Below are 26,938 nucleotides of genomic sequence, written 5' to 3' on the forward strand. Positions count from 1 at the left end.
AAAGGGATAATCAGTACTAATTATCCCTTTGGTTATATAAAAAAAACGATTGTTATTTTTTTTCTGAAGCTGCTGTTACGGGATTTACCCTTACATAACTGTTGTCCTTAAATTTTATTTGGTATGCAGAATCAAAAAAAGTACTTGGTTTGTAATAATCGGTGGTAATAATTTGTGCGCCGGAATTACAGGCCTGATTGAAATGAGTGTAGTCGTTTTTACGGGCTTCTTCAGTATTACTGTCGGCACGGGTTCTGATGATATATCCTTTTTTTACTAAATCGGTTATGGTTTTGTCTTCGGCGTTATTTCTAAATAAAGTAGCCGCTTCGGGAGTTCCCGGATTAGCATTTACAAAAACCATTCGGTCTTTAAGGGAAGGATGATTTTGCATGTATAAATCACGTTTTTTACCACTATCATCCAGGATAAATAAAAATTTTCCTTTGGCCTGAGCTAATGTTGGCCAGTTATTATTCCGTACCGCTTCTTCAAGAGTATTATATTTTCCTCGAACCATATCCGGAGTAATAACCTTATCCATTCCTAAATTAGTTTTAATAACCTGATCCACCTGATCAAATAATTCAGCGGTAAAAATTTCCGGTTCGGTACCGTATTGATTCTTTTTACCATCTTTAGGCTCTAAAGTAATAAATACCGGTATGTGTCCGGGATTTGCATCTGACCAGGATTTTAACGCCTGCAAACAATCTTCAAAAGTTAAAAACGAAGTTCTGAAATCAATATCCGGAATATGCAATATTTTGAATCCGGGCTTATTCATTTTTCCTTCAGCATCAAAAGGTTCTTTTGATGTTGCCAGTTCCAGACCTTTAGGTTTTGCATATTTTCCACCTTTACTGTCGGCATAAATATCGATTTCAAGATTACGTAAACCCATATTGAGCTGGTCAGTAATGGCAATGTGTTCGTATTGAAGCCCTTTTAGCTGGTGTAACGAATCTTTACTTTCCAAGTATTGGTATAAATCAGATTCGATTGCTTTTTTATAACTGTTATGAGAACCAATTAGCTGTATTTTATTTAATCTCAATTGGTCGTTTTGAGCTGACAACTGATAGGATACTGCTGTAGAAGCGATAAGCATTACTAAAGTAGAAAGTTTCATGTTTTTTGAATAAAAAAATTAATGCTGACAAAAATAGCTTGTAATACGCACTGTTCTTGTCGTTTAAAAATAATAAATGGTAATGTAAATGTTATTATTTAAATGTTAAAAATCTTTTTTACAACTATGTTGCTTAAGATAAAATTACTGTAAAAAATATTGCTGATTATTAATTTAAAAATAACCTTAGGATAAAATGCAGGGAAGTTAATTTTTATTATTTAGCACCTCACTTTGTTATGCTTTTTAAAAATGGGTTATTCTTTCGATTTCGAGAAAATATATAATGACTATTGGGAAAAGTTAACAGCATTTTCGTTAAAAATGACTCAGGATGAGCAACTGGCTCAAAATGTAGTTCAGGATGTATTTATAGATCTTTGGGAAAGGAAAGAAGACGTAAATATTGCTGCTGTTGAGAGTTATTTATTCAGAGCTGTAAAAAATCAGATTTTTAAGAGTTACAGAAATGAAAAATTTGACAAAACCATTCTGGAAGATAAATTTGAAAACTACCTTATAGAAAATCTTTCTACTGTAGAATCTGATTTGACCGATAAAATTTATGCTCTTTTGGATACTTTGCCGGAGAAGAGAAAGGAAATTTTACTGATGAATAAACTTCAGGATATGAATATTGATCAAATTGCCTCCGAATTAGATCTTTCGAAACAAACGGTGAAAAACCAAATTTCATCAGCATTAAAGCAACTGCGACACGGTTTAAAAGAGTTTACTTTTCTTTTTATGTAAGCTTATTTTAAGTTGTTTTTTTAAGATAACCTTCCATTAACAATCTCATAATATTTCCGGATAGTACGATTATTCAATTTGGGTACTTAGTAGTAGAAGACTATTCAGGATGACAAAAAAAATAAAACACAGTTTAGAAACTCTTATTGAGAAAAGTTTACAAAAAAAAGCAACACAAGCCGAAGAAGATTTGCTGGAGGGATTTATGCGTTCGGAATACGAAAAAACGAGTTGGGAAAAAAACTTAATGGGAACTGCTGTTAATGGATTCGGTAAGATAGAAAAACACATAGCTAAGAAAAGAATTTCCCGATACATCGCTTATGCTGTTGCAGCAAGTGTTGTGGTTTTATTGAGTCTGGGATTATTAATACAACCAGAGGTCTCAGATTCAGCTAAAATGCTGACATTAAAAACAGGGAAGTCTTCGGATTCTGTTCGTTTAGCAGACGGTTCGGTGATTTATCTGGCAGCCAATAGTGTTTTTGAGTATCCGGATCATTTTGAAACAGAAGACCGCCAGGTGAAACTAATTAAAGGAAAAGCTTTTTTTGAAGTGGCTAAAGATCCCCGGCATCCTTTTATAATTCGTTCAGGAGATGTACAAACAAGAGTGGTAGGGACTTCTTTCCACATTCAGATGAATAAATCAGGTTGTAATGTTATTGTAGTTACCGGAAAAGTAAATGTATCGGCTAAAAACCAAAGTGTCGATTTAGTCCCTAATGAAGAAGCCCTCTTTGAAGCTAATACATTAGTGAAAAAGAAAGCCTCCAAAATGCTGGTTGTAAATTGGTATAATGAGGATATCGAACTGAAAAACGTAAAACTGCATGAAGTTTTAGAACTATTGAAAAATAAATACAATGTAACATTTGAGGTAAAAAAAGATTCCCTTTTAAATACCTCACTCACTTTATACATTGAAAAAAATGCTGCATTAGAAAATATTTTAAAACAAATAAATTATATCTCTAACCTAAATTTTGAAACAAATGGCAATACCGTAACAGTGAACTAAATACCACAAAAAAAGAAGCCATAGTTGCTGTGAACAACCATGGCTCATAAATAAGTCATAAACTAATAACTTAAATAAATGTATTTTAAATTCTCTTATTTAAAACTAAAGAGTGCATTCTTTTTAGCAATCATCTTACTGTCTTTTCAAACAGTATATTCGAAAAAGATAGTAACCGAGGCACCAAAAATAACTATTAATTCTAAAAAAGCAACATTAATCTCTATTTTCTCACAGTTAAGCAAGCAAACAGCTTATAAATTTAGTTATGGTCAGGCAGTAATTCAGGATAAAACCAACTATGAGGTAAGTTATACCACTACATCATTAGATGCGGTTTTGAGTGATTTATCTAAAAAAGCTCGTTTTGATTTTAATATTGTTGAAAAAACGGTTTTAATAAAAAAGCAAGCTGTTCTTAAGAAAACTGTTGTTCAGCAACAAGTGGTAAAAGGAGTAGTTGTGGATGAGTCCGGTCAGCCTTTACCGGGGGCTACAATTATAGAAACAGCAACTAAAAATACAGCTGTTACTAATATGGACGGTGAATTTCAATTGAAAGTTGCTCAGGGTAAAACGGTTGAAGTGTCTTTTATTGGATATAAAACTAAAACAGTTGTGATTAAAGGATATACATTGAATATCACAATGGAACCGGATTCATCAGAACTAAATGAAGTAATGATTGTAGGGTATGGAAAACAATCTAAAGTAGATGTAACCGGTGCAGTAACGCAGTTAAAAGCGGCTAATTTTAAGGAAGGTGTTAATATCTCAGCAGATAATTTATTGCAGGGAAAGGTTGCCGGAGTACGGGTGGTAAGCACCAGTGGAGAACCGGGAGCAGGAGTGAATGTTTCTATTCGCGGGGTAGGATCTATCAGAAGCGGGAGTACCCCATTGTTTGTTGTGGATGGAGTGCCGTTGGCAAATGATGATGTGAGTCCGTCAGGCACAAATGTTGGTTTTGGAGCTTCGGCGGCTAAGAATCCACTGAATTTTTTGAATACAAGTGATATTGAATCTATCACAGTATTGAAAGATGCATCGGCAGCAGCCATTTACGGAGCAAGAGGTTCTAATGGTGTGGTAATTATCACGACTAAGAAAGGTTCTAAAGGAGAAGCTTCGTTTACAGTTGATTCCTATTTAGGATTCTCAACAGTGGCTAAAAAACTGGATGTGTTGTCGGCTGATCAATACAGAAACGCTATTACAGAACCTGCTTTTGATCATGGAGGAAACACCGACTGGCAGGATGTGATTTACAGAACAGCTGTTACTAAAAACAATTCCTTGTCATTTGCTAAGCAGACTAACTCAGGGAATTACTATGTTTCTCTGGCACAAATGGATCAGGAAGGTATTGTAAACCAAAGTAATTTTAAACGTACTTCGGCCAGAATTAATGCCGCAGAATCTTTTTTGGATAACCAAAGATTAAAATTAAAAGTGAATTTAACGGCAAGTGAAACGACAGACAATGGTGTTCCTACCAGTGATGACGGAGGTTCTAACGGGCAATTGATTATTCACACTTTAATGGCAAACCCTACCAGATCCGTATTCGATGAAAATGGCGAGTACACTAACTTTAATATGAATGCTCATTATAATCCGGCTTATTTATTGAGTATTTATGAAGACGAAACCCGCACTTTGAGAGTTTTGGGAAATATCGAAGCTTCTTTTAGAATCTTTAACGGACTGGAATACAAATTGAATTACGGAGTAGATCGTTCCATTGCAGAAAGAAATACAACTATTTACCCTAATATCACTGATTTAAATCCGATAGGAAGATATGCTCAGAATAATCTGGAGTCAAAGAGCTCACTTCTGGAGCATTATTTAACGTATAATCTCAATCGTGAAAAACATAAGTTAGAAGTATTAGGCGGTTTTTCATATCAAAAATTTGAAAGATCAGGAACCGCTTTCACCATTGATGGAATTGCTGATAAATCATCAGGAATTAAGCCTGAAAACAATCCGGCTTTTTCAGGAGTAAAACCCAATTTAACAGGATTTGCTCAGGAAAATGAATTGCAGTCTTATTTTGGAAGATTAAATTACACTTTTGACAGAAAGTATCTTGTAACTGCTTCTATGAGAGCGGATGGATCAACCCGTTTTGGTGAAAATAACAAATACGGTTATTTTCCTTCATTTGCTTTAGGCTGGAATATTAATGAAGAAAATTTTTTAGTAAATTCTGCTGTGGTTGATAACTTAAAATTGAGAACAAGCTGGGGACAAACAGGGAATCAGGAAGTTGAAAATAAAATTACACAAGCAAGTTATGCACTCGCAGGTGCAGATGGTTATTATCTTTATGATGATCTTGCGTTAGTAAACGGTATTTCAGTGACACGTACTCCAAATCCCGATTTAAAATGGGAGGTGGTTACACAATATAATGTGGGGCTTGACTTTAATTTATGGAGAGGGAAATTATACGGAACCTTAGATTATTATAATAAAACGACTACTGATGCCATTTTGAATATTCCTTCCCAGGTACTGAGTCCTACTAATACGGTTTGGGTAAATATTGATGGCAAAATTGTAAATAAAGGGCTTGAATTTATGTTAGGCTCTCAAGTTATGAAAACAGATAATTTCTCCTGGGATATTGATTTTAATGGTGCCACTCTTAATAATGAAATTAAAAATTTACCTGTTTCGGAAATTCTTTCCGGTACCATTTCCGGTCCCGGACAATCGGGAGTACTGGCAAATATCTACAAAAGCGGTCATGCTGCAGGTTCGTTCTATTTATTAGATCATATTGGATTTGATGAGGATGGAGCCGATATTTACAGAGATACTAATAATGATGGAGTAATTAACAATAGTGACCGTATTATTATTGAAGGAGCACTACCAAAATTCACTTATGGATTTAACAGCCAGATGCATTATAAAAATTTTGATTTTTCATTTTCTATTATTGGACAATCGGGAGGATATTTATTAAATAATACAGGGTTAAATGCGTTGAATATAAACAACCTGGCATCTGATCGAAATGTATCTTCAGATTATTATAATTCAGGTGCCAATGCGACGAATTCCCCTCAGCTATCTACATTATATTTAGAAAAATCAGATTTTATCCGACTGAACACTGCCCGTATCGGATACAATTTCAAAAATCAAAATTTAAAATGGATGCAGAGTTTAACACTCTACCTGACAGGTTCCAACTTACTTACGCTGACAAACTACAGTGGATATGATCCTTTGATTAACAGTCCAAAATCAAGTGGAGGAAATCAGTCTATTGGTATTGATTATTCCAGTTATCCTACATCCAGAACATTTATTCTTGGCGCAACTTTAAAATTATAAATTATGAAATTAAATAAATTAAAATCAAGTCTGTTAGTTGTATTTGCATTGTTGTTTCTAACTGGCTGTACTAACTTAGATGAAGTAGTACTTGATGAGGTATTGGGGGCAGATGCTTCCAGTGTTGATGGTGCTTTGGCAGCTGCATATGACCGTTTGGGAGACGGAACTTTTGTGAGCAAAAATGTGTTTGCCATGCAGGAATTCACTACTGATGTTGCTTTGCTGCCTACAAGAGGCAGTGACTGGGGTGATGGTGGAAAATGGAGAGCAATGCATGAGTTTACCTGGACTCCTGGTAGTGCCATTGTTACTGATAACTGGAACTTGCTGACGAATGGAATTACAAGATCACTTTCGGCTATTAAAATTATTAATAACAGTAATGATCCTCAAAAAGTACTATTTCTGGCTGAAGCCAAAGGACTTTTGGCTTTCTATACCTACACTACTTTAGATTTGTACGGTCAGGCTCCTTATCGTGATCCATATACTGAAGATGCATCTTTGGAGATTTTGAAAGCAGATACTCATATTGATCAGTTAATTTCAGATGTAGAAGCCATCATTCCGGATCTGGCTTCTTTAGGTCAGAATAATACGCATACAGGTCGATTTACTAAAGAGGCTGCTTATGGTTTACTTTCAGCAATGTACTTAAACAGAGCTGTTTTTAAAGATCGTTATAATAAGACTTCCGGTTTTAACTTTACTGAGCTGGCCGTTTCCGGCGAAGGAACGGATATGGACAGAGTAATCTATTACACTTCTTTACTGATAAATTCTGGAAAATTTACTCTGGAGCAAAATTATTTTGACAATTTTGCAATTGATAATTCAAACGGTTCGGAAATCATCTTTGCTATAGTTCAGAAAATTGATAATATCAGAAACGGAGATAATGATTTCGCTTATAACTCCATGGCACGTAATCAAAGAGCTTCCCCTGATAACAGAGGTACAAACGGTTCTTGTACTACTCCTGAATTTTACCACAGCTGGGATAATAATCATGATGATCCGCGTTTTGGAAGAGCTTATCAGTATGAAGACGGAACCTGGTTTACAAATACCGAAGAAGGAAGTGTACCTGCAAGCGATATTGTACCTAATAACAGCAAAAACTTACCCTGGTTTCATTTTACCAGAGGTATGATTGCCGGACCGCAATACGGTCCAAAATTAACTTCTTCAGGTGGTTTCGAAATGACTGCTGACGGAAGAATCAAAGTGTCCGAATTGTATATGGAAAAAAGTACGGGAACGAGAATGGATTTTACACCGGAATTGAATTTTGATGATCCTACAAAATCAGTATTTGCGCAAAACCAAATCAATCGCGGGGTACGTTGCTTTAAATGGGAATTTGATCCCGAAGCAGGAAACGGAGCCAGTAAAGTGGATATTCCTTTATTTAGATTAGGCGGAATTTACACGATGAGAGCCGAAGCTTATTTCCGTAAAGGACAAACAGGAGCCGCTTTAGAGGACGTCAACGCATTACGAATTAACAGAACCAGAGAAGCTTTGTATAATAATGCTCCGGGTAAAGCGCTGTTGTCTATTGACAGCGAAATATTATACAAAGAAATTGGTTTCGAAATGTATTGGGAAATGTACAGAAGACCGCAAATGATTCGTTTTGGAAAATTTGATTTGCCTTATACAGCTAAACCTGCTTCTGAACCTTTCAGAAGAATCTTTCCTATACCGCAACAAACATTGGATGTGACCAAAGAGTTTAAACAAAATTTTGGTTATATCGAATAATAAATAATTCAGATCAGATTACAGAATCCGTCCAATAATTTTTGGCGGATTCTTTTTTTAGATCTAATTGCTTTGTACTTTATTTAGGAAAAGGCATATTCTGATACGCACCTAAATCGGGAGGAGAAGTTCTGGATTTTCCATTAATATCCAGTGGAATCAGATAATTGGGATTTCCTTTTGCGAAAGCGGCAGAAGTATTATCAATATTAAGTTTGTTTTTTGCAATATCAAAAAAGCGGGGACTTTGATTTAAAATAACAGCATTGTAATGCATTTTATCATCAAAATTATACAATGGATTTGAATTATCAGATTCTGATTTTAACAAGCAATTATTGAATTGATAGTTAAAAGAAGCTTCGTTATTTTTATCTAAATAAAGCGCATTAGAATAGCTTCCGTAAATAATACAGTTGTTAAATGTAGCCTGTGTTAAAACTGAAGCTACCGGATTTAAGCCGGGTTTGTAATTGCTTATGGTTACTGTAGACTGATTTGGATTATTCCAGTAATTAGCAAATGTGCAATGAGTAAATTTATAATTGCCTCCATACGTACATGCTAAAGCAGCTTGTCCGGCAGTATTAATTACGATATTTTCGCCGATTATGTGTGCGTTTTGAGCTAAAATCCCATAGTTGGAAGTATTATAGATTTGGCTGTTTTTTATGGAAACGGTACTTTCGTCATGATTGTCAATTCGCAAACCAATGGTGGCATTTTTAATGGTTACATGATTAATACTGTGATTGGTGCTGCCATTACGCAACCAGATGGTACTCCATTGTCCGGGAATGTCAGCATATCCCGCTTCCAGACGATCGCCTTCAAAGACAATTTCATTTTCCTGTTTGCTGGTTTCAGAAGCTTTTCCATTGCATTGTAAACTGGCTGATTGTGGCACTATCAATCCAGAATCAGAATGAAAATATATTCTTGCTCCTGCATCAAAAGTCACTGTTTTTCCTTCGGGAACAGTGGCATATCCATAAATAACATAAGGTTTTTGATTGGTGAAATGCAATTCATTACCATTTACAATATCATTTTCATCCAGATAAAAACCGCTGAGTGCTGTATCGTCAAAAGTCACGGTTTCCTTATTTCCATTGCTTAAACGCTTTGGATATAAAAAAACAGCATCTTTCACTAAGGTCAATAGTGCTACTTTTTGCAAATTGGTTCCGCTGTCAAATTCAATATTGTCTGTATATAAAAAATCATCCGGATTTGCATCAGCAATGTTTGGCGTAGTTTCGATAAAAACATACATGCTGTCTCTGGCTAACAAAACGACATTGTTAAAAACTCTGTTATTATCTCCCTGCATGCCATCAACCGTCATCCGGTATTTAGAATTTAATCCTTTACTGAATTGAATTTTAGGGATATGGATGTCATTTTTACTTTGGTTATATACTTTTAAAAGATATGTACCGGAGCTGATAGTTGAAAAAACAGTGTCTAAAAAAACAGTGTCTTGTGAGAAACCTAATTTTCCGGAACTGGGTACGGTAGAAAAATCCGAACGGCACGAACTAATGGAGAGTAGCATTCCAAATATAAAAAGCAGTGGAAAGAAACGCATGGGTTTTTGGTTTTTTTGTAAAAATAGAAAAAAACTTATTCCTCACTGCTGAATTTTTAAATCCTTTGCAGAATATGCTTCTCATTTAGAGGATAGTCTCTATTCTTTTCTTTATTTTTACAATCGATTAAAATAAAATTCATGACATTCGATAAAGAAAAAATATTGGAATACTGTAATCGTATTTCAAAAAATACTTTAATGGAAACTTTAAATATAGAATATGTGGATGCAGGCGAAGGTTTTTTAACCGCTACTATGCCGGTTAATCCAAGTGTTCATCAGCCGATGGGCTTATTACACGGAGGAGCTTCGGTGGCCTTAGCAGAAAGTGTAGGTAGTGCGGCATCTTTTATATTCATCAATCCGGAAGTAAGTGAAGTAAGAGGTATAGAAATTTCGGCTAATCATTTAAAAGCCAAGCGGGAGGGTATTGTAACGGCAACGGCAAAAATCATTCATCAGGGAGCAAGTATTCATTTATGGGAAATCCGTATTACAGACGAGCGGGACAACCTGATTTCACTATGCAAACTGACAAACATGGTTTTGCCTAAAAGAAAAAAAACAAGCTAGATTTTATTGAGATAAATGAACCTTTAATAAAAACAATATATGATTGATTTTTTTATAAAAGTAAAGCAACAAGAAGCTCAGGAATTGCCATTTGTTATTTACAGCAAGCCTTACAAAACAGAAGTAAGAGGTTTTTTTCAAAAAAATGATCACCTTTATTTTGCCGAAACCTTAGATGAAACCGGTTTTGTATTTGCTCCGTTCCATGGCAGTCAGATGATATTAATTCCTAAAAATCAGTCGGTAATCTGGGAATCAGAAATTGATCCTTTAGAGGAAAATCCAATTGCTGATTTGGAGTTTACAGTAAATGAACAAGGAAGATCACAATTTGAAAATCTGATTCAAAAAGCAATAAAAGCTATTGAAAACGGGGAATTTACAAAAGTGGTTTTATCCCGAAAAGAAATTCTTGAAGTTCCTGACTTTGATTTGGTTACCGTTTTTACCAGATTGATACAGCGTTTTCCTAATGTTTTTTGCTATTGCTGGTACCATCCTAAAATAGGTTTATGGATGGGAGCTACACCGGAACGATTGTTAAAAGCCAGCCGGAAAAAATTTTGTTCGATGGCATTAGCCGGAACACAAAATTTTAATGGTACTACTGATGTTGTCTGGGAACGAAAAGAAATGGAAGAACAGCAATATGTTACTGAATTTATTTTAGAAAACCTGAAAGGCTTAACATCTGAAGTGGCTGTTTCGAGTCCGTACACCGTTCAGGCCGGAAATGTGTTGCATATAAAAACGGATATTGAAGGGATAATAAATAAGACCTCTAAGCTGACACAGGTTGTTTCTGTTTTACATCCTACACCTGCTGTTTGTGGTTTACCCAAAGATGCTGCAAAAGAATTTATCATGGAAAATGAAGGTTACGACAGAAAATATTATACCGGCTTTTTAGGAGAACTGAACAAGAAAGATTTTACAGAGAAAAAGCAAAAATCGGATTTGTTTGTTAATCTGCGTTGTATGCAAATAAAAGAAAAGCGTGCACATTTATATATGGGTTGCGGTATTACTAAGGAAAGCATTCCGGAAAAAGAATGGAAGGAAAGCGTGAATAAGTCGATGACCATGAAAAGCGTGCTTTGAAGGGAGTGTTCAATTAGCAGATTTCAGAAGGCAGAATATATAGAAAAGAATATAGAAAATAGAAAATAGAGAAGAGAGTAATGAAACTAGATATATTAGCATTTGGAGCGCATCCGGATGATGTTGAATTAGGTTGTGCAGGAACAATTTTAAAAGAAATCTCATTAGGGAAGAAAGTGGGTATTGTTGATTTGACCCGTGGTGAATTAGGAACCCGTGGATCGGCAGAAATTAGAGATCAGGAAGCTAATGCTGCGGCAAAAATCCTGGGGGTGTCAGTAAGGGAGAATTTAGGAATGAGAGATGGGTTTTTTATCAATGATGAAAAGCACCAGCTTGAAATTATCAAAATGATCCGTAAATACCAACCTGATATTGTATTATGCAATGCCATTGAAGACCGGCATATTGATCATGGCAAAGGAAGCAAGTTAGTTTCTGATGCCTGTTTTTTATCCGGATTAATGAAAATAGAAACAGCGCTGGAAGGAAAGCAGCAAAAAGCCTGGCGTCCTAAAGTAGTATACCATTATATTCAGTGGAAAAACATTGAACCTGATTTTGTAGTTGACATTTCTGGATTTACTGAAAAGAAAATCGAAGCTATTTTAGCCTATCGTTCTCAATTTTACGATCCCGATTCTACAGAACCGGAATCACCAATAACATCAAAAAACTTCTTTGAAAGCTTAAATTATCGCTCCAGAGACTTAGGCAGGCTCTCAGGGTTAGATTATGCTGAAGGTTTTACAGTTGAAAGATGTTTGGCAGTCAATAGCTTAGGTGATTTGATGTAAAAATCTTTGTTTTTTTTCAAAAAATAGTTTGCAGAAGCCAATAAACGTTGTATATTTGCAACCGCAAAGCAAATGGTGGTTGTAGCTCAGCTGGTTAGAGCATCGGTTTGTGGTGCCGAGGGTCGCCGGTTCGAACCCGGTCATCCACCCAAAAGGCAAAAGCCTCGAAGAAATTCGGGGCTTTTTTTGTACTCTTATTTTTCGTCAGATTTTTGAAAATCGGAACAAAAAAAACGGACTTGTTTCCAAATCCGTTCTTCTTAACTGAATGCTAAAACAGCTGTTTTAATTCTCAATACAGTGTAAGTTTTTCATGAAATAAGTTTCCGGTTCGTAAACGGTTCCGTTTAACTCTGAAGTTATCTTTTTTCTGATAACGTAATCTTCAATATCCGTTAAGAACTTAATTCGCATTAAGGAAACCGGCGAATTTTTTAAATCTTCCATCGTTCCTTTCATAAACATAAAAGTACCCACAATTACACGGTTGTCAAAACCATTTTCATCTCTAATCATGCTACCGCAATATTCTAAATCAGTATGAACAAGAGTAATTACTTTTCCGTTGTTTAATTGTAAATACAATCGGGAATTTTTGTTAAAGCAATTTGCTTTGATGAAACCTTTGCTTTTTTGAATAAGCTGTACATTTAAGGTGGGTAATCCATCGGTGGAGGCCAGCGAACAAAAAATGTAACTGGAAGTTCCTGCAAATACTTTTTCGGACATCAGGCATTCTTTGGTTACCTTATAAGTCCCGAGAGAGTCTGTAATATTAGTGGTATAATCGCAATTGGTCTGCGAAAAAGTGTTGATAGTTAATAAGAATAAAGTGCTAAGTAATAGTTGTTTCATTTTGATTTATTTTGGTGCAAATTAACACTATTTTATTATTATTAGCATCTGTAGTAAAAAAAGAATATAAATTTCCTCCTGTTTTGATTTTCCATTTAGTTCTGATTTTTTCTACTGTTTCAGGAAAATTCCGGGTAGTAATATGAAATTGTTTTCCTTGCATCTGCTGTTTCATTTCGGCTTTATTGTATAAAAAAGCAGCTGTGATTTTAAATGTTCTTCCGGGAAAAGAGATGATATCGTCTGAGGTGTACAAATGGGAATGTTTGTGTAATTTACTGATGTTATAATGCATAGCGACCTCGTCAAAACCGCCTGATTTCATAATGGCGCTATTGGGTTCAAATAAATATTTTTTTTGTAAACTATACGAAGGGGATACAGTATGTTGCTGCATTACAAATTCAAATGCATCCACAGTTTCTTTTGTAATATTAGCTGTTTTTAATGTGACTGCTCCTGAATAATCTTTATGTAACTCCCATAAAAGCTCTTTGACTTCATTGTCCAAAGCTATGATATGAATGGCTTTTACATTTTTTAACTCCGATAAACCGGCAGAAATATCCAGTAATGGTGCTGTTTTTATTAAAATTGCATTAGTGTTTTCAAAATAAAAATCAAGATTTTCAGGGACATTTGGTAAACAGTCTTTCAGCATAAAAACTTTACCTTTGGCATCATTTCGTCTCGAAGGATCGATATAAATCCAGTCCCATTTTTGATGCAGTTTTTTAAGAATTTCAAAGCTGTCTCCGGTATGGCATTCGATATTTTTAACTTGTAACTGGTCGAAATTATGTTGAACGATTTCAGAAAGTGCAGCATTGATTTCGCAATGAACTACCCACTTTACTTTTTTAGCAAAATAATAATCGTCTACCCCAAAACCGCCTGTTAAATCGATTAATTTTTCACCCGAAATGAGTTCGCTTTTATATAAAGCCGTTTTTTCAGAAGATGTTTGTTCTACCGAAACCTTTGAAGGATAAATAATATTATCGGTTTCAAACCACGAAGGAAGTTTGTTTTCCGCTTTTGATTTTGCTGTAATCTGATTTAAAATAACAGCAAAATCAATTTCCGGAAACGGATTTTTTTTCAACGCTAATTTCGTAATATCATTACTTAGATTAGCGTTTATGAATTGTTGTATTTCTGTGCTTAAAATTTCTGAAGTCAACTTAAATTCCTCTTGTTAATACTTTTACTACAGGATTTTCCGGGAAAAATTCTTTGGCAACTACCTTAATAATGGTGTAAAGCGGTACAGCTACAATCATACCTAATACGCCAAAAAGAAAACCACTCGCCAAAATTACAATAAATATTTCCAACGGATGCGAGTTGACACTGTTAGAAAAAATCAACGGAGTGGTCACATTATTATCAATGATCTGTGCCACAGAATAACCAATTAAAACGTATAGCGTGGTAGAGAGCATGTCGCCCTGAGCTTGGGGATCCAGATGACCGAGCATAGTTAAAACAGCCACTAAAATAGTAGCTATAAGTGGTCCGATATAAGGTATAATGTTTAACAGTGCGGTGATAAATGCTATAATAAGGGCATTTTGTACTCCAAAAATAAGCAGTACAATTAAATATAGCACAAAGAGAATGGTAATCTGACCAATCAAACCAATAAAATAACGGCTTAATAAATGATTGATTTTTCTGAATGAGTTTAGAATTTTGTCTTCATGTTCCTCAGGTAATATTTTTTTAGCATTTATAGTAAAAAGCTTTTTGTCTTTTAAGAAAAAGAAAGAGATGAAAATGATTGAACCAATTGCCATTCCAATGTTTCCAAGAGTTCCTAAAAAGGAGTTCAGGAAATTAGGAATGAAATTGAGATTGATTTTAGATGCAATATTAGATTCTTTCAGTAGATTTTGGGTGTCAATATTGCGATCTGAAAAATAATTGTTTAGACGTTCCGCAAGCTGTGTCAGGTCACCTTGAAGTTTTTCTGTATCTAAAAGTGATAAGTTTTCACTCTGCGAAATAATCAGCGGTACAAACATCATTATAAAACCGGCTAATAACAAAATAAAAAAAAGCATCGTCACTATCACGGCAGCAATGTGGGGAAATTTTAATTTTTTCTCTAAAAAATGTACAATTGGACTTCCAATCATACTTACAATTAATGCAATAAAAAGGAAATAAATAACGGGCTGAATCAGGTATAAAATGTAAAGTAGTAATGCCGCTCCCGCTGTGATGATTAAGGCACGCAGGATTCCGTTACCAATAGTTTTTGATGTTATCATAAGTGTGTTTTAGTTTATAAAGATAAAGAAATATCAAATCAATTTTGATGTAAATTCATATAAAGCAATACTGGCAGACTGAACTACATTCATACTGCTGTTTTTTCCAAACATATTGATGTGTACAATTTGATTGGAAACATCCAGAAGTTCTTCGCTGATTCCGTTAATTTCACTCCCGATAATAAGTGCAATTTTTTTACCGGAAGGCAATTTAACTTCTTTTAAAGGCTTACTTGAAGAGGCTATTTCTAAAGCAATTATTTCATACTCCTTTTGCTGTAAATAAGTAATTAGGTCGCTTTTTTCTTCAAATACAGTATGCGGAACGTGTAAATGTGTACTTCTGGAAGTTTTGTTTATTTTTCGGGGATTTAACGGGATGTCTTTTCCAAGAAAAATAATTTTCTCAATTCCGAAAGCTTCACCAATTCTAAAAAGGGAACCTATATTTTGCTGAAAATAAACAGCGTCACAAACTAAGGTGATCGGAAATTGAGTAGGTGTAAACTGGTTTTCTTCGTGTTTTAATTGCACTTGAATTTAGTTATTAAAAATGTAATGAATAATATTGGCTCCCATTTTCAAGGCTTTCTCACGAACTGCTGCAGGGTCGTTGTGGACTTCCGGATCTTCCCAGCCGTCGCCTAAATCACATTCAAATGTATACAAAAGGACTAATCTGTTGTCAATAAAAATCCCAAAAGCCTGTGGGCGTTTGCCGTCGTGCTCATGAATTTTGGGCAATCCATGGGCAAATAAATATGGTTTTTGAAAAATAGTGTGTGTAGCGGGAATTTCGACTAATTCTTTATTTGGGAATATTTTCCTGATTTCTTTTCTGATGTATTCGTTCATACCATAATTATCATCAATGTGTAAAAAACCGCCGCCTTTTAAGTATTTTTGGAGGTTCTGTACATCGGAAGGACTGAAAATTACATTTCCGTGCCCGGTCATGTGTACAAAAGGATAAGAGAATAATTCAGGACTGTCAGGTTCTACCGTTGCCGGTTTAGAGGTGATAGTAGTGTTGATATTGCTGTTGCAAAAGCGAATCAAATTAGACAAAGCTGTAGGATTAGCATACCAGTCGCCACCGCCGCGGTATTTTACCAAGGCAATTTCCTGGGAAAAAGAAGTGAAAGAAACTAATAGTAAAACAAGACAGAGTTTTTTCATTTTTTAGGTTTTAAGTCCTTAGTGTTTACTTCCTGGTTCTTAGTTACTAAGTGCTAATCAGCTATTCTTCATTAAAAAACACCACACTATGACAAGCCACTACAGCGGCTGTTTCGGTTCTTAATCTGGTGTTGCCTAAAGAAACCGGGATAAAATTATTTTCTAATGCCAAAGCAATTTCTTTAACCGAAAAATCGCCTTCGGGACCTATTAATAAAGTAATGTCTTCATTAGATTTTAAAACGGATTTTAAAGTTTTTTTATCCGTTTCTTCACAATGGGCAATGAATAAAGTACCGTTGTTTTTTTGGTTCATAAATTCTTTAAAAGTAACGGCTTTGTTTAATTTAGGTAAATACAATTCATTAGATTGTTTTAATGCTGATAAGATGATTTTGTCAAATCGTTCTTTATTAATAACCTTTCTTTCGGAACGATCACAGATTATCGGGGTGATTTCCTGAATGCCAATTTCTGTAGCTTTTTCAAGAAACCATTCGTAGCGGTCATTCATTTTAGTAGGGGCAACAGCCAAATGTAAATGGAATTTTGCTGTTTCTTTTTTTTCAAACGAATTGATCTGCACCGTGCATTTATTGTCTGACGCTAAGATAATTTCGCATTTAAACAAATAGCCTTTTCCATTGGTTACAAACAAAATATCACCGTCTTTTTTTCTTAAAACTTTGATAATATGTTTGCTTTCTTCTTTGTCAAAAGAAAAAGAGGCGGTTGCTTCATCAATATCTGGATTGTAAAATAATTGCATAGTTTAGAATTGGATTCGCGCTTTAGACACTACTGAAGCATCTTCGAAATTTTGGGCTAGAAATTTTTGATAACCTGTAATTCCTATCATTGCAGCATTATCGGTAGTGTATTCAAATTTTGGGATAAAAGTTTTCCATCCGTATTTTTGTTCGGCATCTTTCAATGTATTTCTGATTCCTGAATTAGCAGAAACGCCTCCGCCAATGGCTATTTGTTTAATTCCGGTTTCCTGAACGGCTAATTTCAATTTGTCCATTAAAATCCCGATAATGGTGTATTGTACAGAAGCACAAATGTCCTGTATATTTTCGTCAACAAAATTTGGGTTTTTAGCTTTTTCTTTTTGGATAAAATATAATATAGCTGTTTTTAATCCCGAAAAACTAAAATCCAATCCGGGTACTTTTGGTTTTGTAAACGAAAAAGCTTTTGGATTGCCTGATTGAGCATATTTATCTACCAACGGACCTCCGGGATAAGGCAGGCCGAGAATTTTGGCTGTTTTATCAAAAGCTTCTCCCACGGCATCATCAGTTGTTTCACCGATTATTTGCATGTCAAAAAAATGATTGACTTTTACAATTTGCGTGTGTCCGCCACTGATGGTTAAAGCCAGAAACGGAAATGTAGGTTTGTCAAAACCCTCTTCGTCAATAAAATGTGCCAGAATATGAGCGTGCATGTGGTTAACTGCAATAAGCGGAATACCCAGTGCTAATGCCATTGATTTAGCAAAAGAACTACCTACAAGTAAAGAACCCATTAAACCGGGACCCTGTGTAAATGCAATAGCCGAGAGCTGCTCTTTTTGAATGTTCGCTTTTTTAAGCGCGGCATCAATTACCGGAACAATATTCTGCTGATGGGCACGCGAAGCTAATTCTGGAACAACACCGCCATATTGTGTATGAATTAATTGATTTGCCACAACATTTGAAAGTACTTTGTCGTTACATAAAATAGCTGCTGCGGTGTCATCACAGGAACTTTCGATAGCAAGAATAAAAACCTCAGGATTTAGCATAAAAGCACACAATTTTTGAATTATCTATAGAAACCGATTTTATTTTTTTTAATTTTACGGCGCAGCCAAAATTAAAGAATTTTTATTTAAGGTTTCGCTCTTTGCCTGAGCAAAATAATATTTGATAAAATATAATATACAGAACATATCAAAAAAACGATTAAAATAATTTCGGGTATAATTCTTGGGCTCATCATTTTTTTACTGATGCTTGGTATTGCATTATCATTACCAACGGTTCAAACTGCCGTAGGCCGATATTTAATGAACCGGGTTAATAATGATTTTGGTACAAATATTAATATTGATAAAGTAAAGATTACAGCTTTTGGCGGTGTTAAGATTCAAAATGTATTGATTTTGGATCATCATAAAGATACTCTTATTTATACTAAAATTTTAAGCACAAATATTTTTGATCTTAACGGATTTGTTAATACCGGAGATTTGCTGTTTAAAAGTGTTCGTCTTGATGGTGTTTTATTTGATTTAAAAACCTATAAAAACGAAAGCAAAACCAATATTGATGTTTTTATTGATGCTTTTGATTCAGGAAAACCGTCTACAGGAAAACATTTTCTTTTAAAATCCAATAAAGCTTTTATAAGTAATGGTCATTTTAGACTTACTGATGAAAACAAGGAAAACCCAAAAGATGTAGATTTTAAAAATTTAAATATCGAGTTGACTGATTTTAAGTTATACGGTCCGGATGTAAATACTACCATTAATAAATTATCTTTTTTGGATTACAGAGGTTTATTTGTAGAAAACATGAGTACTGTTTTTAGTTATTCCAAGAAACAAATAAAGCTTGAAAATCTGGATTTGAAAACAGCTGCCAGCAAAATTAAAGCCGATGTAGCGTTAAATTATAAAATTGAAGATTTTGTCCAATTTAATGATAAAGTTAAATTTGATGTTAAAATTCATTCAGCGGCAATAGGAACTAATGATATCCGGTTTTTTTATAAAGAGCTAGGTGTTAATCAGTCCTTTTATATCAATAAAACTATTGTAAAAGGAACACTGAATAATTTGTATGTAAGTGATTTAAAACTCACTGATTCGGGAAAATCCAGTATTGAAGGCGCTATTAATTTCAAAAATATTTTTGGTAAAGAAAATCAGCCGTTTTATATGAATGGTGATTTTACCAAACTTACTTCCAGTTACGATAATTTAGTAACGTTGCTTCCAAATGTTCTGGGGAAAAAATTACCGTTGGAATTAAAGACTTTGGGTAATTTCTGGATGGAAGGGAATTTGCAATTAACAGCATCGGCGATTGACGCTGCTTTAAATATGAGATCTGAAATAGGAAGAATGCAGGCTGTTGTTTCTATGAACGATATTGATGTTATTGATAAAGCAACTTATAATGGAAATGTTGTTTTAGAAGATTTTAATGCCGGAATATTTTTAAATCGTGAAGATTTAGGGTTGGTTACCATGGATATTAATGTCGATGGTAAGGGGTTTACTGAAAAGTATCTGAATACACAGCTAAAAGGAATTATTAATAAAGTTCATTTTAAAAAGTATACCTATAGTAATATTTCTCTGAACGGGAATTTTAAATTGCCTTATTACAAAGGACAAATTGTAGTTGCAGATCCTAATTTAGAAATGGATTTTGACGGACTCTTAGATTTAAGTACTGCTGAAAATAAATATGATTTTCATATTAATGTAGTACAGGCTGATTTAAATAAGCTACATTTTGTTAAAGACAGTGTTTCTGTTTTTAAAGGAGATGTAGTAGTTCAGCTTACAGGAAATACTATTGAAAATTTGCAGGGGAATGTTTCCTTCAAAGAAACATCTTATCAGAATATAAAAGATACTTATTCTTTTAATGATTTTAATGTCAATTCTACTTTTGATAATCAGGGAATTCGTACTTTGACTATTGATTCTCCTGATATTATTGACGGAAGAGTAGTGGGACGCTTTCAGTTTAATCAGTTAGGCAGATTAACAAGAAACTCTCTGGGAAGTTTATACACTAATTTCAAACCTGAGAAAGTAAACAAAGGCCAGTTTTTAAGATTTAATTTCACTATTTATAATAAGATAGTTGAAATTTTATATCCTGAAATCGAATTAGCGACGAATACTGTTTTAAGAGGAAATATTAGATCTGATAATCAAGAGTTTAAAATGAATTTTAATTCGCCTCAAATTAGTTATGACAAAAATGTTTTTGATAATATCAGGGTCGCTATTGATAATAAAAACCCTTTGTATAATGCTTATATAGAGTTAGATAGTATTAAAACGCCTTATTACAAGATGCGTGATTTTAGTTTGATTAATATTACCACTAAAGACACTTTGTTGTTTAGATCGGAGTTTAAAGGTGGTGAAAAAGGGGAAGATTTTTTTAATTTAAACTTGTACCATACCATTGATAAAAATAATAATAATGTGGTAGGTATCAGTAAATCAGAAATGAAATTCAAAGAAAATATCTGGTATCTCAATCAAAATGATTATTCTGATAATAAACTGGTTTTTGACAAATCACTCAAGAATTTTATTTTTGATAATATTGTATTGTCTCATGAAAACCAGTCGGTTACATTAAATGGTAGTATAAAAGACGATTTTAATAAAGATTTAGAACTTCGTTTTAAAGATATTGATTTGTATAAAATTACCCCTTTAAGCAGTACGTTTGTTTTTAATGGTAATGTGAATGGAGCAGTTCATTTTAAACAAAATAATTTAATGTACAAACCCACTGCATCATTAGTTGTAAATAAGCTGAATATTAATAAAACGGATTTAGGAACACTGAAATTTAATATTGAAGGAAATCAAAACTTAGAGAAATTCACTATTGATTCCTACTTGCAAAATGACAATTTAGAATCTTTTAATGCAAATGGAAGTTTTGAAGTGGTAGATAAAAAGACCATTCTGGATTTAAAGGTAAAACTGGATAAATTTAATTTAGGTGTTTTTAGTTCGCTGGGAGGCAATGTTTTGTCTAATATCCGCGGTTATGTAACCGGTAATTCGGTAGTAAGCGGTGATGTTAACAAACCTAAAATCAGTGGCAGATTGTTTGTAGACGAGGCCGGAATGACTATTCCGTATTTAAATGTTGATTATCAGTTAAATGATCGTTCCATTGTGGATTTAATTGATGAGAAGTTTTTATTCAGAACTAATACCATAACCGATTCCAAATTTAATACAAAGGGGATGCTGAATGGTACTATTGAACATACAAATTTTTCTGACTGGCGACTGGATTTGGCAATTAACTCCAAAAGACTGGCGGTTTTAGATACAAAGGATTCGGAAGAAGCAGCTTATTACGGTACAGCATTTATTAATGGTGATGCTACTATAAAAGGACCAACAAATGCTTTGTTTATTAAAGTAGCAGCAAAATCAGAAAAAGGATCAGAAATAAAAATTCCTATTAATTCAGCTGAAAGTGTAGGTGAAAATTCCTTTATTCATTTTGTAACTACTAAAGAGAAGTACAATACTAAGATGGGTATTGTTGAGAATACAAAAAGATATAATGGTCTTGAATTAGAATTTGATCTGGATATTACTCCTGATGCTGAGGTCGAAGTGATTCTGGACAGAAATTCCGGTCATGGGATGAAAGGAAAAGGATACGGGTCATTGTTATTTAAAATTAATACGCTGGGCAAGTTTCAGATGTGGGGAGATTTTCAGGCTTATGAAGGGACTTATAATTTTAAATATGGCGGTTTAATTGATAAAAAATTTGATGTTAAAAAAGGAGGTTCCATCACCTGGGAAGGAAACCCAATGCGGGCACAATTAAATTTACAGGCTGTTTATACAACTATAGCTAATCCGGCAGTTTTATTAGCTAATTCTTCTTTTAACCGAAAAGTTCCTGTAGATGTAATTATTGGAATTCAGGGAGATTTAGCCAGTCCGGAACCTGATTTTACAATTGAGTTTCCTACGGTAAGTAATGTTTTAAAATCAGAAATTCAATATAAGCTCTATGATAAAGATGTAAGGCAGACTCAGGCTTTGTATCTGCTTTCTTCTGGTGGATTTTTGAGTCCTGAGGGAGTTAATCAGTCGGATTTTTCAGGAAGTTTATTTGAAACAGCTTCCAGTTTGCTGGGCGATATTTTAAAAACAGATAATGATAAATTTAAAGTTGGTCTGAATTATGTTTCTCCGGACAGAAGAATAGGAAGGGAAACTGATGGAAGAGTTGTGGCAACTATCTCGTCCAAAATTAATGAAAGGATATCGATTAACGGAAAAGTAGGTGTGCCGTTTGGAGGAATTAATGAATCAGCGGTTGTAGGAGACGTGGAAGTGCAGTACAGAGTCAATCAGGATGGTACTATGAATTTAAGGTTGTTTAACAGAGAAAATGATATTAATTATATTGGTCAGGGTATAGGATATACTCAGGGCATAGGATTGACTTATGAAGTAGATTTTGATACTTTTAGAGAATTGGTCAGTAAAATATTTAAAAAATATAAAATTGAAAGAGTAAATACTCCTAATGAATATTTTCAGGATTCTAATGTTACTCCCGAATATATCAATTTCAACAATAATAAAGAACCTGAAAAAGAAGATCCCGAGCATAATACTGAAGGAACTAAAACGGATGAGGAGGAATAATAATCTTACAGCATAATTCGTTAGTTTCGGTATTAACAGCATGTTATATTTTTAACAAATGTTAACTAAATATCATTAATAAGTTATTCTTAGTTATATTGTTTAAAAATCTATTTATATTAAAAAAATGATGCTTTTTTTGGTTTTTTTAAAACTTATTAACGAAAACGTTTGAATTTATAATGATTAGTTAAAATAATAACGCAGAAAGGGTTAAAGTAATTTATGTTTCCTAAATTTACACTTTAATACTTTAAAAATAATGCAAAAAACAATAAAAAAAGTAGGTGTTCTCACTTCTGGTGGTGATTCTCCCGGAATGAATGCTGCAATACGATCAGTAGTCAGGACTTGTGCTTATCACAATTTAGAGTGCGTTGGTATTTACAGAGGATATCAGGGAATGATTGAAGGTGATTTCATTGAAATGGGACCCAGAAGTGTAAATAACATTATAAATAAAGGAGGAACAATTTTAAAATCAGCGCGTTCCGCTGAATTTAGAACTCCGGAAGGAAGAAAGAAAGCCCACGATAACTTAGTAAAAGAAGGAATAGATGCTTTAGTGGTTATAGGTGGAGACGGAAGTTTTACAGGAGCTTTAATGTTCAATTCAGAATATGGTTTTCCGGTAATGGGAATTCCCGGAACTATTGATAATGATATTTTTGGAACCAGTCATACCTTAGGTTATGATACTGCTTTAAATACGGTAGTTGAAGCAATTGATAAAATCAGAGATACTGCCAGTTCACATAACCGCTTGTTTTTTGTAGAGGTAATGGGTAGAGATGCCGGACATATTGCCTTGAATGCAGGTATTGCCGGCGGAGCCGAAGAAATCTTAATACCTGAAGAAGATTTAGGTTTAGATCGTCTGCTGGAATCCCTTCAAAAAAGTAAAGCTTCAGGAAAATCATCCAGTATCGTAGTAATTGCCGAAGGAGATAAAATAGGTAAAAACGTATTCGAATTAAAAGATTATGTAGATGCTAATTTACCTGAATATGATGTGAGAGTTTCAGTATTAGGTCATATGCAGCGTGGTGGCGCTCCATCTTGTTTTGACAGGGTACTTGCCAGCCGTTTGGGAGTAAAAGCGGTAGAATCGTTATTAGACGGAGTATCTAATTTTATGGTAGGATTAAAAAATGATAGCGTAAATCTGACTCCATTAGTACAGGCAATAAAGGGAAAATCAGAAATTGACAGAGAATTATTGAGAGTTTCTGATATTATAACAACTTAATAAAATTTGTAGCAAAATTAATTATTAAATTTGCACAAGTTTTTTCATTCGAATAATAAATAATAAATAAAAATAGAAATGTCAAAAGTAAAATTAGGAATAAACGGTTTTGGAAGAATCGGAAGAATTGTTTTTAGAGAGTCTTTCAACAGAGACAATGTAGAAGTAGTTGCAATCAACGACTTATTAGATGTAGATCACTTAGCTTACTTATTAAAATATGATTCTGTTCACGGTCGTTTTGATGGAGATGTAGAAGTAAAAGAAGGAAAATTATATGTAAACGGAAGAAACATTCGTATCACTGCTGAAAGAAATCCAGCTGATTTGAAATGGAACGAAGTTGATGTTGATGTAGTTGCTGAATGTACTGGTATTTTTACAACTATTGATACAGCAAGTGAGCACTTAAAAGGTGGTGCTAAAAAAGTAATTATTTCTGCTCCTTCTGCTGATGCTCCAATGTTTGTAATGGGAGTAAACCATGAAACTGCAAAAGCTTCTGATTTAGTTGTTTCTAATGCTTCTTGTACTACTAACTGTTTAGCTCCTTTGGCTAAAGTTATCAATGATAATTTTGGAATTGTTGAAGGTTTAATGACTACAGTTCATGCTACTACTTCAACTCAGATGACTGCTGATGGTCCTTCAAGAAAAGACTGGAGAGGTGGACGTGCTGCTGCTATCAACATCATCCCATCTTCTACAGGTGCTGCTAAAGCTGTTGGAAAAGTAATTCCTTCATTGAATGGAAAATTAACAGGTATGGCTTTCCGTGTTCCTACTGCTGACGTTTCTACAGTAGATTTAACTGTAAAATTAGCCAAAGAAACTTCTTATGAAGAAATCATGTCTGTATTGAAAAATGCTTCTGAGACTTCATTAAAAGGAATTATGGGGTATACTGAAGATGCTGTTGTTTCTCAGGATTTTATTTCTGACAAAAGAACTTCTATCATTGATGCTACTGCAGGAATTGGTTTGAACTCTACTTTCTTTAAATTAGTTTCCTGGTATGATAACGAATACGGTTACTCTAGTAAACTAATTGATTTATCAGTTCATATCGCTGGTTTAAAATAATATTTTACAATTTTATAAAATCCCGTTCGATGCGTCGAACGGGATTTTCTTATTTTATACCTTTGATTAATGTGAAAATCACATTTTTAAATTAAAGAAAACTTCATCTAAAAACTAAAAAAATGAAATTAATAGTTGATAGTGGTTCTACTAAAGCCGATTGGATTGCAATAGATGACCATGGAAAAATATTGTTTACTACTCAAACTTTAGGTTTGAATCCGGAAATCCTGGAAGGAGATCAGATAATTTCCCGTTTAGATGAACGATTTGATATCCAGCAAAGTAAAAAAAGCGCTACTCATTTGTTTTTTTATGGAGCAGGCTGCGGAACAGACAGAATGAAAAGAAGCTTATCTGCTGTTTTTCAGGATTATTTTCCCCATGCCAAAATAGTAGTAGAAGAAGATACGTATGCAGCAGTATATGCAACTACTCCAAAAGATCAGCAAGCCATTGTTTGTATTTTAGGGACAGGCTCTAATTGCAGTTATTTTGACGGAAAGGAATTGCATCAAAAAGTTCAATCATTAGGCTATATTGTTATGGATGATTGTAGTGGAAATGTTTTTGGTAAGGAACTTATCAGAAAATATTATTTTAATAAAATGCCTCAGGAATTAGCCGTTGAATTTGAAAAGGAATTTAATGTTGATCCTGATTTTATTAAAAATAAATTGTATAAAGAAGAAAATCCAAATGCCTATTTAGCCACTTTTGCAAAGTTCTTAATTAAGCATAAAGACACTTCGTTTTGTCAAAAAATTATTCGCAAAGCAATGAAGTCTTTTATCAAAAATTATATTATGCAATATGAAAACTGCAGCGATGTACCAGTGCATTTTGTGGGGTCTATTGCTTATTATTTAAAAGACGAATTGCAACTGGCTTTTGATAAATATGATTTAGAATTAGGAAATGTTTTAAGAAGACCGATAGACGGATTAATTTCTTACCATATTGCTAACAAATAGATTTTATGGAAATTGCTATTATTTCACACGATGGTAAAAAAGTTGACATGGTTCAATTTTTAAATAAAAACAAAGATGTTTTATCCCGGGAAAGCATCCAGCTGATTGCTACAGGTACTACAGGAGGAAGAGCTGAAAAAGCAGGTTTTAATGTAATCAAAATGCTTTCAGGTCCAATAGGAGGAGATGCTCAGATTGCTGCCAGAGTAGCGGAAGGAAAGACGAATATGGTTTTCTTTTTTAAAGACCCTTTAGCAAGTCATCCACACGAACCAGATGTTAGTATGCTCGTTCGTGTGTGTGATGTACATAATGTGCCGTTAGCGACTAATGAAGCTACTGCTCAATTGTTATTAGATGCAATTTCGACTAGATTGTAGCAATAACAGAAATCTCAATATTTACATTTTTTGGTAAACATGCCACCTGAACCGTTTCACGAGCTGGAGCGGTTTTTTCGTTAAAATAAGAACCATACACGGTATTGATAGCTCCAAAATCATTCATGTTTTGGATAAAAATGCTGGACTTAACTACGCTTTCAAAAGTCATTCCTGCGGCTTCTAATATGGCTTTCAGGTTTTCCATAACTTGGGTAGTCTCAGCCTCAATAGTTTCAGTTATTAATGTTCCATTAACCGGATTTATTGCGATTTGCCCGGAAACATAAAGTGTATTTCCTGTAAGTACAGCCTGATTGTATGGACCTATTGGTGCCGGTGCTTTTTCAGTAAAAATTATTTTTTTCATGATAATAGCTTGTTAGATATAAAACTTATACT

The 26,938-nt window shown here is 34.1% G+C and carries 22 protein-coding genes and 1 tRNA gene; 13 read left to right on the plus strand and 10 right to left on the minus strand.

Translation table 11 applies throughout. The features are described 5' to 3' along the window. Positions 1–52: 52 nt before the first annotated feature. The gene (locus tag ABS764_RS00290; RefSeq protein ID WP_408078785.1) at positions 53–1,132 is read right to left on the minus strand and encodes a phosphatidylinositol-specific phospholipase C1-like protein; all 1,080 of its coding nucleotides are present in this window, start codon (positions 1,130–1,132) and stop codon (positions 53–55) included. Positions 1,133–1,384: 252 nt separating this feature from the next. On the opposite strand from ABS764_RS00290, the gene ABS764_RS00295 reads away from it, so the two are divergent. From ABS764_RS00295 to ABS764_RS00310, 4 genes are all read left to right on the plus strand, one after another. Then, entirely contained in the window at positions 1,385–1,885 is a 501-nt protein-coding gene (locus ABS764_RS00295; RefSeq protein ID WP_408078787.1) for an RNA polymerase sigma factor, read from the plus strand. A 109-nt stretch (positions 1,886–1,994) separates the two neighbouring features. Beyond that, positions 1,995–2,906 (plus strand): FecR family protein, encoded by a 912-nt coding sequence (locus ABS764_RS00300; protein ID WP_408078789.1) that lies wholly within the window; start codon positions 1,995–1,997, stop codon positions 2,904–2,906. A 78-nt stretch (positions 2,907–2,984) separates the two neighbouring features. Next, on the plus strand, positions 2,985–6,260 hold the full coding sequence (locus tag ABS764_RS00305) for a SusC/RagA family TonB-linked outer membrane protein (RefSeq protein ID WP_408078791.1): 3,276 nt from the start codon (positions 2,985–2,987) through the stop codon (positions 6,258–6,260). 3 nt (positions 6,261–6,263) lie between these two features. Then, positions 6,264–8,030 carry a RagB/SusD family nutrient uptake outer membrane protein gene (locus ABS764_RS00310; protein WP_408078793.1) on the plus strand — a complete coding sequence of 589 codons (1,767 nt, stop codon included), beginning with the start codon at positions 6,264–6,266 and terminating at the stop codon, positions 8,028–8,030. A 79-nt stretch (positions 8,031–8,109) separates the two neighbouring features. Here the strand turns inward: ABS764_RS00310 and ABS764_RS00315 are convergent, their stop codons facing one another. Beyond that, a complete protein-coding gene (locus tag ABS764_RS00315) occupies positions 8,110–9,621 on the minus strand; it encodes a hypothetical protein (protein ID WP_408078795.1) in 1,512 nt (503 codons plus the stop codon). A 141-nt stretch (positions 9,622–9,762) separates the two neighbouring features. On the opposite strand from ABS764_RS00315, the gene ABS764_RS00320 reads away from it, so the two are divergent. The 4 genes from ABS764_RS00320 to ABS764_RS00335 all read left to right on the plus strand — a co-directional run bounded on the left by ABS764_RS00320 (position 9,763) and on the right by ABS764_RS00335 (position 12,244). Next, the gene (locus ABS764_RS00320; RefSeq protein WP_408078797.1) at positions 9,763–10,197 is read left to right on the plus strand and encodes a PaaI family thioesterase; all 435 of its coding nucleotides are present in this window, start codon (positions 9,763–9,765) and stop codon (positions 10,195–10,197) included. A gap of 39 nt (positions 10,198–10,236) precedes the next feature. After that, the gene (locus ABS764_RS00325; protein ID WP_408078799.1) at positions 10,237–11,298 is read left to right on the plus strand and encodes a chorismate-binding protein; all 1,062 of its coding nucleotides are present in this window, start codon (positions 10,237–10,239) and stop codon (positions 11,296–11,298) included. An 80-nt stretch (positions 11,299–11,378) separates the two neighbouring features. Further along, positions 11,379–12,095 carry a bacillithiol biosynthesis deacetylase BshB1 gene (gene bshB1 / locus ABS764_RS00330; RefSeq protein WP_408078801.1) on the plus strand — a complete coding sequence of 239 codons (717 nt, stop codon included), beginning with the start codon at positions 11,379–11,381 and terminating at the stop codon, positions 12,093–12,095. Positions 12,096–12,170: 75 nt separating this feature from the next. After that, positions 12,171–12,244, plus strand: a tRNA-His gene (locus ABS764_RS00335). Positions 12,245–12,380: 136 nt separating this feature from the next. On the opposite strand, the gene ABS764_RS00340 is transcribed toward ABS764_RS00335, so the two are convergent. From ABS764_RS00340 to tsaD, 7 genes are all read right to left on the minus strand, one after another. Beyond that, positions 12,381–12,950 (minus strand): hypothetical protein, encoded by a 570-nt coding sequence (locus ABS764_RS00340; protein WP_408078803.1) that lies wholly within the window; start codon positions 12,948–12,950, stop codon positions 12,381–12,383. Beyond that, a complete protein-coding gene (locus tag ABS764_RS00345; RefSeq protein ID WP_408078805.1) occupies positions 12,931–14,133 on the minus strand; it encodes a class I SAM-dependent methyltransferase in 1,203 nt (400 codons plus the stop codon). Before ABS764_RS00345 ends, ABS764_RS00340 begins: the two co-directional genes overlap by 20 nt. Before the next feature lies 1 nt (position 14,134). Beyond that, positions 14,135–15,226 carry an AI-2E family transporter gene (locus ABS764_RS00350; RefSeq protein WP_408078807.1) on the minus strand — a complete coding sequence of 364 codons (1,092 nt, stop codon included), beginning with the start codon at positions 15,224–15,226 and terminating at the stop codon, positions 14,135–14,137. A gap of 33 nt (positions 15,227–15,259) precedes the next feature. Continuing rightward, positions 15,260–15,763, minus strand: a complete 504-nt coding sequence (locus tag ABS764_RS00355; protein ID WP_408078809.1) for a TrmH family RNA methyltransferase — start codon at positions 15,761–15,763, stop codon at positions 15,260–15,262. A 6-nt stretch (positions 15,764–15,769) separates the two neighbouring features. Further along, positions 15,770–16,408, minus strand: a complete 639-nt coding sequence (locus ABS764_RS00360) for a DUF4159 domain-containing protein (protein WP_408078811.1) — start codon at positions 16,406–16,408, stop codon at positions 15,770–15,772. Between the two features lie 61 nt (positions 16,409–16,469). Continuing rightward, positions 16,470–17,177 (minus strand): 16S rRNA (uracil(1498)-N(3))-methyltransferase, encoded by a 708-nt coding sequence (locus tag ABS764_RS00365; protein WP_408078813.1) that lies wholly within the window; start codon positions 17,175–17,177, stop codon positions 16,470–16,472. 3 nt (positions 17,178–17,180) lie between these two features. Continuing rightward, on the minus strand, positions 17,181–18,203 hold the full coding sequence (gene tsaD, locus ABS764_RS00370) for a tRNA (adenosine(37)-N6)-threonylcarbamoyltransferase complex transferase subunit TsaD (protein WP_408078815.1): 1,023 nt from the start codon (positions 18,201–18,203) through the stop codon (positions 17,181–17,183). Between the two features lie 207 nt (positions 18,204–18,410). Between tsaD and ABS764_RS00375 the strand changes: the two genes are divergently transcribed. From ABS764_RS00375 to ABS764_RS00395, 5 genes are all read left to right on the plus strand, one after another. Then, positions 18,411–22,850 carry a translocation/assembly module TamB domain-containing protein gene (locus ABS764_RS00375; RefSeq protein ID WP_408078817.1) on the plus strand — a complete coding sequence of 1,480 codons (4,440 nt, stop codon included), beginning with the start codon at positions 18,411–18,413 and terminating at the stop codon, positions 22,848–22,850. Positions 22,851–23,112: 262 nt separating this feature from the next. Beyond that, positions 23,113–24,099, plus strand: coding sequence for a 6-phosphofructokinase (pfkA, locus tag ABS764_RS00380; protein ID WP_408078819.1), 987 nt, complete (start codon positions 23,113–23,115; stop codon positions 24,097–24,099). A 78-nt stretch (positions 24,100–24,177) separates the two neighbouring features. Then, positions 24,178–25,182: a type I glyceraldehyde-3-phosphate dehydrogenase gene (gap, locus tag ABS764_RS00385; protein ID WP_408078821.1), complete on the plus strand. Its 1,005-nt coding sequence runs from the start codon at positions 24,178–24,180 to the stop codon at positions 25,180–25,182. Between the two features lie 122 nt (positions 25,183–25,304). Continuing rightward, on the plus strand, positions 25,305–26,156 hold the full coding sequence (locus ABS764_RS00390; RefSeq protein WP_408078823.1) for an N-acetylglucosamine kinase: 852 nt from the start codon (positions 25,305–25,307) through the stop codon (positions 26,154–26,156). A gap of 5 nt (positions 26,157–26,161) precedes the next feature. Then, positions 26,162–26,536: a methylglyoxal synthase gene (locus ABS764_RS00395; protein WP_408078825.1), complete on the plus strand. Its 375-nt coding sequence runs from the start codon at positions 26,162–26,164 to the stop codon at positions 26,534–26,536. On the opposite strand, the gene ABS764_RS00400 is transcribed toward ABS764_RS00395, so the two are convergent. Beyond that, on the minus strand, positions 26,526–26,906 hold the full coding sequence (locus ABS764_RS00400) for a RidA family protein (protein ID WP_408078827.1): 381 nt from the start codon (positions 26,904–26,906) through the stop codon (positions 26,526–26,528). The genes ABS764_RS00395 and ABS764_RS00400 overlap by 11 nt on opposite strands. Between the last annotated feature and the right edge of the window lie 32 nt (positions 26,907–26,938).

Origin of the sequence: Flavobacterium plantiphilum (assembly GCF_046000495.1) — a bacterium.
Lineage (GTDB): Bacteria > Bacteroidota > Bacteroidia > Flavobacteriales > Flavobacteriaceae > Flavobacterium > Flavobacterium plantiphilum.